The organism is Synechococcus sp. R5-15 (assembly GCF_047462035.1).
Lineage (GTDB): Bacteria > Cyanobacteriota > Cyanobacteriia > Thermostichales > Thermostichaceae > Thermostichus.
This window is the reverse complement of the sequence record NZ_JANSIK010000082.1, coordinates 1-7,793: the sequence shown is the minus strand read 5'-3', so window position 1 is coordinate 7,793 and position 7,793 is coordinate 1. Positions and strand designations below refer to the sequence as shown.

Here is a 7,793-nt window from a genome sequence, read left to right as displayed (position 1 = left end):
ATTGCTTCATGCGGTGGGGTTACCGTCTCGGTTTTAGGCCAGTCCATTGAAAACCAAAGTGTCCCCGCCTCTCATCCCGACCTTCACCCTGGATAGTGGTGAGTGGATAGTGACTAGCCACTAGTCACTAACAGAGGGCAGGGCTTCCCGGCGGTCTAGCTAACGCTACGCATCGCCAACAGGAGCGATGAGCAGGGGAAACGCTACAAAAAACAAACCGTGAAAAATCCCCCGGCCTCAAGGGTGAGGAGAACGTCAAACTGCCCAAAATTCCCCTGCAATTTGCAATGGCCACAAAAGGGGATCCCTAGAGCTTGCGGGAATAGAACTCAACCACCAAAAGCTCGTTGACCGGGGCGCAAATTTGCTCGCGGGGGGGCAATTCCTTGATGCGTCCGCGCAGCTTTTCTTTGTCAAACTCCAGGTAGTCCGGCAAAAACAACCCCGGATACTCCGCGTAGGCGGCCACCAGCTTGCGGGAAGATTCCTTGTTTTTTACTGTAATCACATCCCCCACTTTGCAGCCATAGCTGGGAATGGTTACCTTTTGGCCGTTAACCTCTATGTGGCCGTGGCTCACGAGCTGCCGAGCTGCCGGAATGGTTGGAGCCATGCCCAGACGAAACACGATGCAATCCAACCGCATTTCCAGCATTTGCAGCAAGGCCAAACCGGTGGATCCCTTGGAGCGCCGTGCCTTGCGCATGTAGCGGATCATCTGCCGCTCGCTCAGCCCGTAGTTGAAGCGCACCTTCTGCTTTTCTTCTAAGCGAATGGCATATTCGGATTTTTTCTTGCGCTCGGCGCCATGCATACCGGGCGGGTTGGTATTTTTGGGGCGCTTGCGCGTCAAGCCGGGCAGATCAAGTCCCCCGAAGCGACGAATAATTTTTAGGCGGGGGCCTGTGTAGCGGGACATGCGGGCATTTCTCCGAAATCAGCAAACAAAGTCAGCAAGAGATGGTCAGCTGGGGAGCAAGAGGACGAGGCACCAAAAGAATCGGCGATCTACTATATTAAGCGTTTAGTTCCTGCTTTGGACAAGGGGTCAAGGCTGTCTTTTGGGATCCCGTCTCCACCGTTCTAACTGTCTTGTCAGTCGTAGTGAACCCCCAGCTGGGTGCGGATGAAAGCGCGATCTTCGCTGAGCAGGCCGTTGAGGGTGCGCCGTTCCCCCAAGATGGGATCCGGATCCAGGCCGATGGCTTCCAAGTCGGCCAGCACCATCAGCTCCACCAACTGCGGGAAGCTCACCTTGGGCTCCCATCCTAGGACTCGCTTGGCTTTTGAAGCATCCCCCAACAGCAGATCCACCTCGGTTGGGCGGTAGTAGCGGGGATCGATCTCGATCAACACTTGGTCTTTGTACAACCCCTGTTCGGCTTGGCCGGAGCCTTTCCAGGTAATCGGCAGGCCCACCAGCGCGAAGGCCCGTTCCACAAACTCGCGCACAGTGTGGGTTTCCCCGGTAGCCAGCACATAGTCATCCGGCTGGGGTTGTTGGAGCATCATCCACATCCCCTCGACGTAGTCTTTGGCGTAGCCCCAGTCCCGCTTGGCATCCAGGTTGCCCAGGTAGAGCTTGTCCTGTTTGCCGGCCACAATGCGGCTGACGGCGCGGGTGATCTTGCGGGTTACAAAGGTTTCCCCTCGCCGTGGGCTTTCGTGGTTGAACAAGATACCGTTGCAGGCGAAGAGGTTGTAGGCTTCGCGGTAGTTGACCGTCTGCCAGTAGCCGTACACCTTGGCACAGGCATAGGGGCTGCGCGGGTAGAAGGGGGTGGTTTCCTTTTGCGGGATCTCTTGCACTAGGCCGAACATCTCCGAGGAGCCTGCCTGGTAAAACTTCACCCGGATCCCGGTGCGCTGCTGGTAGTCGCGGATGGCCTCTAGAAGACGCAGCGTGCCCATGGCCACTGCATCGACGGTGTATTCCGGCGCATCAAAGCTCACCCGCACGTGGGATTGGGCCCCCAGGTTGTACACTTCCGTCGGCTGCACCTGTTCCAAAATCCTGCGCAGGGTGGTGCCATCCGTGAGATCCCCGTAGTGGAGAAACAGCCTGGCCTGGGGGTCATGGGCATCCACGTAGATGTGGTCGATGCGGTCGGTGTTGAAGGTGCTGGCGCGGCGGATGATGCCGTGAACTTCGTAGTTTTTCTTCAACAACAGCTCGGCCAGATAGGAGCCATCCTGTCCGGTGATGCCGGTAATTAGGGCACGTTGGGTCATAGAGCTGGGGGCAAAGACTAGGAAAACACCAAAAATCAAAATGGCCTGAGGCTCAAGTCCAATGGCAAAACTCAAACCTCAAAGCGGAGACCTTGAAGCTAGAACATTATAGTGCAGCGGGACTCCTTCTCCTCAGGCAGGGCCCGCCGAGGCACATTCCTGGCCAAGGGTGTGGTCTTTCAACCGTTGCAAAGCGGCAGTCAGGGCTGTGGGCCAGGGATCCGGCTGGCGCAGTTGTCGCACTCCCTGGGGCAGGCACAGCACAGAGGCGCGGCTGGTGCGGGCAATGGCTTCCAGATCCGGCAAGGGATCCAGCAGCAGCCCTTTTTCCATAACTTTGCGCAAGAGCGGTTCGTAGCCAGGAGGCGGGGGCTCGTCAGCATGGCCCAACAAGTCTCCTTCAGGGCCGCGAAAGATCTGCTTGCGACCGGGAAGGGTGGCTTTGGCAAAGGAAGCTTTGGCCACTGGGATCCCATTGATTTCCACCAATTTGTACACCCCGTTTACGCCTTCTCCAGTTACCAGGCGGGTGCCCACCCCATAACCGCTGATGGGGGCTTGGGAGCGATGCAGGCGCTCGATCTCGTATTCGTCCAAATCCCCACTGACGAACACCGGGGCGCCTTGAGGCAAAATTTGTTTCACCCGGCGAGAGAGATCTTCCAAATCTCCCGAGTCGATGCGCACCCCGCCGATTTCCCCCTGGGATCCCAGTTGATCTGGGCTTCTGGCCGCAAAAAGCTGGGCTGCTGTGCGCGCCCCTTGGATGGGATCGTAGGTATCGATTAGAAGCGCAGCTTGGGGAAAGTAGCGCCGAAAGGATTGAAAGGCGCGGGTTTCGTCTCCCGAGAGAGCAGCAATGGCCATCACTAGGGAATGGGCCATGGTTCCTGCCGGCTTGCGCCCCAATTTCAGGGCTGCCAAGACGTTGGAGGTGGCATTGAACCCTGCCGCCAGAGCCGCCCGGGCTGCCCACAGCCCCGCCTGGGGACCAAAAGCTCGCCGGGTGCCGAACTCCAACAAAATGGCCTCATCCCCTGCTGCATCTCGCATACGGGCCGCCTTGGTGGCGATCAGGGTCTGGTAGTTAAAGGTGGACAGCAGATAGGTCTCCACCAGTTGGGCTTGCCAGAGGGGGGCTTCCACCCGCAAGAGGGGCTGGTTGGCGAAAATGGCGGTTCCTTCCGGCACCGCCCACACATCCCCCTCAAACCGGCAGCGGGCCAGCAGCTCCCAAAAGCGCTCCGGCGCATCGGCGAAAATGCCCGTTTCCCGCAGCGCTCGCAAAGCCTCGGGGGCGAAGCTCAGTTGCTGCAGATAGTCCACTGCCTGGGTGAGCCCCATGGCGATTAGGTAGCCATAGTCGGTGGGCAGCCGCCGCACAAACAGCTCAAAGGCAGCGGGCTGAGACTCTAGCCCTTCCCCCACGTAGCAGGCGGCCATGGTGAACTGGTACAGGTCGGTTAGCAGGCCATAGTCTTGGGGCCGCAACGACGAGAAATCAGGGCTCAACATGAAAAACCTCGGGGCAGAAGCCAGTGGGGAACGGCGGGATCGAGCAGAGGGCTGTTGCGAAGGTTATAGTGAAACTTACCATAAGTAAGGCTGCTTGTAGGGATCCACCAGAAGCATCACAACCCCAAAAAACCCTAAAAATCGGCCTCGACAAGACACCAAACCCAAACTCAGCCAGAAATACAGGCGGCCATCTGGACAAAATCTTGCCCCCAACTTATAGTGAAACCAACCATAAGTGTTACCCGTCCAACTCTATCGAGCGGGTGCAAGCCTGGTCAATCCAGCCCCCACCGGAAGAACGCCATGAATACCACTCTACAGGAGCTAACTGTTAAGGCTCCAGCGGGCCTTCCCCCCCACTTTGATCCGGAGCGGGTGGGAGAGATTTGGCGCGTGCCCTACCAACAGCGGGCAGCAGAAGCCGAGCTCTGGGCCAAGGAGCAAGGGATCCCGCCGGCAGAGGCGGATCGGGTGCGGGTGGGCTTGTTGCTCATTGATGTGCAGAACACCTTTTGCATTCCCGGCTTTGAGTTGTTTGTGGCCGGTTCCGGCGGATTGGGAGCGGTGGAAGACAATCGACGGCTTTGTCAGTTCATCTACCGCAATTTGGCTTGCCTCACCCAGATCATTGCCACTCTCGACACCCACACGGCCATGCAGATCTTCCACCCCGTCTTTTGGGTGGACGCGCAGGGAGCCCATCCTGAGCCGGCCACGGCCATTTCGGCAGCCGATATCCGCTGCGGACGCTGGCGGGTTAACCCCGCCATGGCTGCCAACCTCACCCAGGGGGATCTGACGCGGTTGCAGGTCTACGCTCTGCACTACGCCGAGCAGTTGGAGCAGGGGGGAAAATATCCCCTCATCGTCTGGCCCTACCACTCCATGCTGGGGGGGATTGGCCATGCCCTGGTGCCAGCGGTGGAGGAGGCGATTTTCTTTCACGGCATGGCCCGCTGCAGCCAGCCCAGCCTGCAGCTCAAGGGAGCCAATCCCTTGACGGAAAATTATTCCGTGCTTAGCCCGGAGGTTTTGACTGGGCCGGAAGGGGATCCCATCGACGAGAAAAATGAGCCTCTTATCCGCCACCTGCTGCAGTTTGATGCCCTGATCGTGGCTGGCCAAGCCAAAAGCCACTGCGTGGCCTGGACGGTGAGTGACCTGCTGCAGGAAATCCAAGCCACGGATCCCAGCTTGGCCAAGAAAGTTTATCTTCTGGAGGACTGCACCTCGCCGGTGGTGATTCCCGGCGTTGTGGATTTCAGCGAACAGGCGGAGGCCGCCTTCGCCCGCTTTGCGGAAGCAGGAATGCACCGAGTGCGCTCCACGGATCCCATCTGGGAGTGGCCTGAGTTTCCCCGGGATCCCAGCTGACCTCCAACATCCGGTATGATGCAGCAGGATCCTCTGCTGGAGCAGCCCTGTGTACGGTCGCGGTAGCGGTGCGGAGCACTCTCGCGGTAGCGGTGCGGAGCACTTTTGGGATCCCCGCCCTGAGGCCAGTTCCACCGTCTCCAGCAGTCTGCGCCCCCCCAGCGGTGCCCGGGATCTCCTGCCGCGGGAAGTACAACGGCGGGAGAAGCTGGAGGCTCAGCTGACCCGGGTTTTCCGGCGCCATGGCTACCAGCGCATCATCACTCCCACCCTAGAGCGGCTGGAAACGCTGCTGGCGGGGGGATCCATCCGCGCTGAGTCGGTGCTGCAACTGCGGGATGGCGAAGGGACGATGCTGGGGCTGCGCCCCGAGTTCACTGCTTCCATTGTGCGGGCGGCAGCCACCCGTCTAGCCGGTGGGCCTTTGCCGTTGCGGCTCTACTACCACGGCAGCGTTTTTCGCAACAGCCGGCGGGAGGAGGGATCCTACAGTAGCCAGGAGTTTTTTCAGTCCGGAGTGGAGCTGATCGGGGCAGGGGGATGGCTGGCAGATGCCGAGATTCTGCTGCTGCTGGCCGATTGCATTCGCTCGATCGGCATCTCTTCTTGTGTAAACGGGACGGAGGCCGCCTGGACGCTGCTGCTGGGAGATGTCAGCCTCACCGAGAGTTTGCTCAGCGCCGTTGCCCCCACGGCTCAAGCGGCAGTGCGCCGTGCCATTGCCCAGCTCGACTACGTTTACCTGGAATCGGCCCCTCTGCCGGAAGCCGCCCGCCAGATTGGCTTGCAGATTCTGGGGCTGCGGGGCCAGCCCGGCTCAGTTCTTTCTGACCTGGCTCAGTTGCCTGTGCCGCCTGAGCGGCTGCGGGATCTGCGGCAGCTCTGCCAGGTGCTGGAGGAACATGGGGTGCGGGTGGTGCTGGATCTGAGCTTGTTGCAAACCCTGGCCTACTACACCGGCATCGTTTTTCAGGCAGTGGCAGGCGGGGAGATCATTGCTCTGGGGGGACGCTACGACCGGCTGTACGCCCTCTACAGCCCTCAGCAGGTCGAACAGCCGGGGATCGGCTTTACCCTTCTGCCGGATACGCTGCTGCGGCTCTTGCCCCCCGACCCCAAAACCGAGGAGATGGGCTGCAAACGGTTGGTGGTGCCCCTGGTGCCGGCAGGGATCCCGGCGGCGCTGGCCTTGGCCGCCCGCTGGCGAGAAGAGTGCACCGCACCGCTGACGCGAACGGAGGCGGTGGAGCTGGAATTGCTGGATCGGGCCCCTGAAGAGATCGAAGCCTATGCCCGCCAATGTCGGATCCCGGAGATCGCCTGGGTACAAGCCGACGGCAGCTACCACATCACCCACCCGGGCTAATGCTGGCAAGGTTGACCTCCCAACAGAGACGGGGCTGCACCAGTTGCAACAGGTGTTGGCGAATGCGTTCCAACTGCCGGATGGCGCTCTGCACCCCTGGCGCAAACGGCTGACGGGATCCCTGCGCCCAAAAATGCTGCTGCAAATAATCGATCAGCCACAGTTGTGCCGGCAGCTCCAAACTGGCCACCGCTCTGCCCAATTCCAATGCCTGCTGGAGAGAAGAGTGCCAGGGCCAACGTTTGAGTTCCTCAAGGAGCGACGGCGGGATCTGCTGCAGGTGCTGGTGGGCCAGCAAGGCCAAGCCGGGGCTGCCCTGGGCCAAGGCAATCAGCTCGGATCGAGGGATCCCTGCCAGATCTGGGCAACCCAACCCACTCAGCACCCGGTCGACCTCTTCTGGGCTGAGGCGGCGAAAAGGCACCATCTGGCAGCGGGACAACAGCGTCGGCAACAGCGAGGCCGCCTGGGGGGCGATGAGTATAATATGGGCTGGGCCTGGCTCCTCCAGGGTTTTCAACAAAGCATTGGCAGCGCTTTCCGCCAAGGTTTCGGCTCCCTCCAGCACCACCACCGCTCCCGATCGCGTAAGCGGGACGGAGTCCTTTAGCGGGGCGGAGCCCTTTCGCTGGGCTCGAATCGGCTTGCGGGCACAGAAGCGGGATACCCCCTGCACCTGCTCCAGGCGAATTTGGGGCGGCGAGCGCCGTTGCAAGGTTTGCGCCTCCGGGGAGTCTGCCGCAATTAGGCGGCCTTGGTGCAGGTAGGTGGGGCTGACCCAGTGGAGATTGGGATGGTTGCCCGCCAGCAGCCAACGGCAGTGGGAGCACTTGCCGCAAGGGATCCCGGAGCTGGATTCGCACAAGAGGGCCTGGGCAAACCAACGGGCCATCAGCTTCCGCCCCACCCCTTGGGGGCCCAAGAAGCAGTAGCTGGAAGTCACCCGCCCCTTCTCCAGGGCCGCCACAAGCAGTCGTGCCGCCATCTCCTGCCCGACAATGTGCTGTGGAGGCAAGACCTTCATCCGCTTGACGGTCTCGGCGCTCGGACGGAGTTCTGGCATATCTCAGCATCCGCTGGCAGAAGCTGGCAGGAAATGTTTGCGAAAATACTGCAGCGTCTCCGGTCGCAATAACCCCCGCTCCACCAAGGGATCCCCCCAGTGGGGCGAAGATTCATCCATCGGCGGCAAGGACTCCAGCACTTCAGCAGCCAACAAGTCGGCAGCCTTGAGGAACTGATACATTTACGCTGAACACTGCTGAACATCACTGTTCAACTATGCAGCGATAGCATTCTGTTT

The 7,793-nt window shown here is 60.4% G+C and carries 7 protein-coding genes; 2 read left to right on the top strand and 5 right to left on the bottom strand.

The genetic code is table 11. From position 1 onward, the window contains the following. Window positions 1–307 precede the first annotated feature (307 nt). From rpsD to NW839_RS07805, 3 genes are all read right to left on the bottom strand, one after another. Entirely contained in the window at window positions 308–919 is a 612-nt protein-coding gene (gene rpsD / locus NW839_RS07815) for a 30S ribosomal protein S4 (protein ID WP_011432724.1), read from the bottom strand. A 176-nt stretch (window positions 920–1,095) separates the two neighbouring features. Continuing rightward, a complete protein-coding gene (gene gmd / locus NW839_RS07810; protein WP_011432725.1) occupies window positions 1,096–2,232 on the bottom strand; it encodes a GDP-mannose 4,6-dehydratase in 1,137 nt (378 codons plus the stop codon). Window positions 2,233–2,364: 132 nt separating this feature from the next. Next, window positions 2,365–3,747: a nicotinate phosphoribosyltransferase gene (locus tag NW839_RS07805; RefSeq protein ID WP_011432726.1), complete on the bottom strand. Its 1,383-nt coding sequence runs from the start codon at window positions 3,745–3,747 to the stop codon at window positions 2,365–2,367. A 306-nt stretch (window positions 3,748–4,053) separates the two neighbouring features. Here NW839_RS07805 and NW839_RS07800 point away from each other — a divergent pair, with 306 nt between their 5' ends. Next, window positions 4,054–5,124: an isochorismatase gene (locus NW839_RS07800; RefSeq protein WP_414350237.1), complete on the top strand. Its 1,071-nt coding sequence runs from the start codon at window positions 4,054–4,056 to the stop codon at window positions 5,122–5,124. Window positions 5,125–5,173: 49 nt separating this feature from the next. Next, window positions 5,174–6,490, top strand: a complete 1,317-nt coding sequence (locus NW839_RS07795) for an ATP phosphoribosyltransferase regulatory subunit (protein WP_414350236.1) — start codon at window positions 5,174–5,176, stop codon at window positions 6,488–6,490. Here NW839_RS07795 and NW839_RS07790 read toward each other — a convergent pair. Together NW839_RS07790 and NW839_RS07785 are read right to left on the bottom strand one after the other, a co-directional pair. Then, window positions 6,474–7,553: a DNA polymerase III subunit delta' gene (locus tag NW839_RS07790; RefSeq protein WP_414344829.1), complete on the bottom strand. Its 1,080-nt coding sequence runs from the start codon at window positions 7,551–7,553 to the stop codon at window positions 6,474–6,476. The two genes, NW839_RS07795 and NW839_RS07790, sit on opposite strands and share 17 nt — an antisense overlap. Window positions 7,554–7,556: 3 nt before the next feature. Next, window positions 7,557–7,736: a hypothetical protein gene (locus NW839_RS07785; protein WP_011432732.1), complete on the bottom strand. Its 180-nt coding sequence runs from the start codon at window positions 7,734–7,736 to the stop codon at window positions 7,557–7,559. Window positions 7,737–7,793: the final 57 nt, after the last annotated feature.

What these genes read in the sequence shown, in the direction of transcription:
- NW839_RS07785 (WP_011432732.1), bottom strand. Translation starts at nt 7,736, where the DNA reads ATGTATCAGTTCCTCAAGGCTGCCGACTTGTTGGCTGCTGAAGTGCTG.
- NW839_RS07805 (WP_011432726.1), bottom strand. Translation starts at nt 3,747, where the DNA reads ATGTTGAGCCCTGATTTCTCGTCGTTGCGGCCCCAAGACTATGGCCTG.
- NW839_RS07800 (WP_414350237.1), top strand. Translation starts at nt 4,054, where the DNA reads ATGAATACCACTCTACAGGAGCTAACTGTTAAGGCTCCAGCGGGCCTT.
- gmd (WP_011432725.1), bottom strand. Translation starts at nt 2,232, where the DNA reads ATGACCCAACGTGCCCTAATTACCGGCATCACCGGACAGGATGGCTCC.
- rpsD (WP_011432724.1), bottom strand. Translation starts at nt 919, where the DNA reads ATGTCCCGCTACACAGGCCCCCGCCTAAAAATTATTCGTCGCTTCGGG.
- NW839_RS07790 (WP_414344829.1), bottom strand. Translation starts at nt 7,553, where the DNA reads ATGCCAGAACTCCGTCCGAGCGCCGAGACCGTCAAGCGGATGAAGGTC.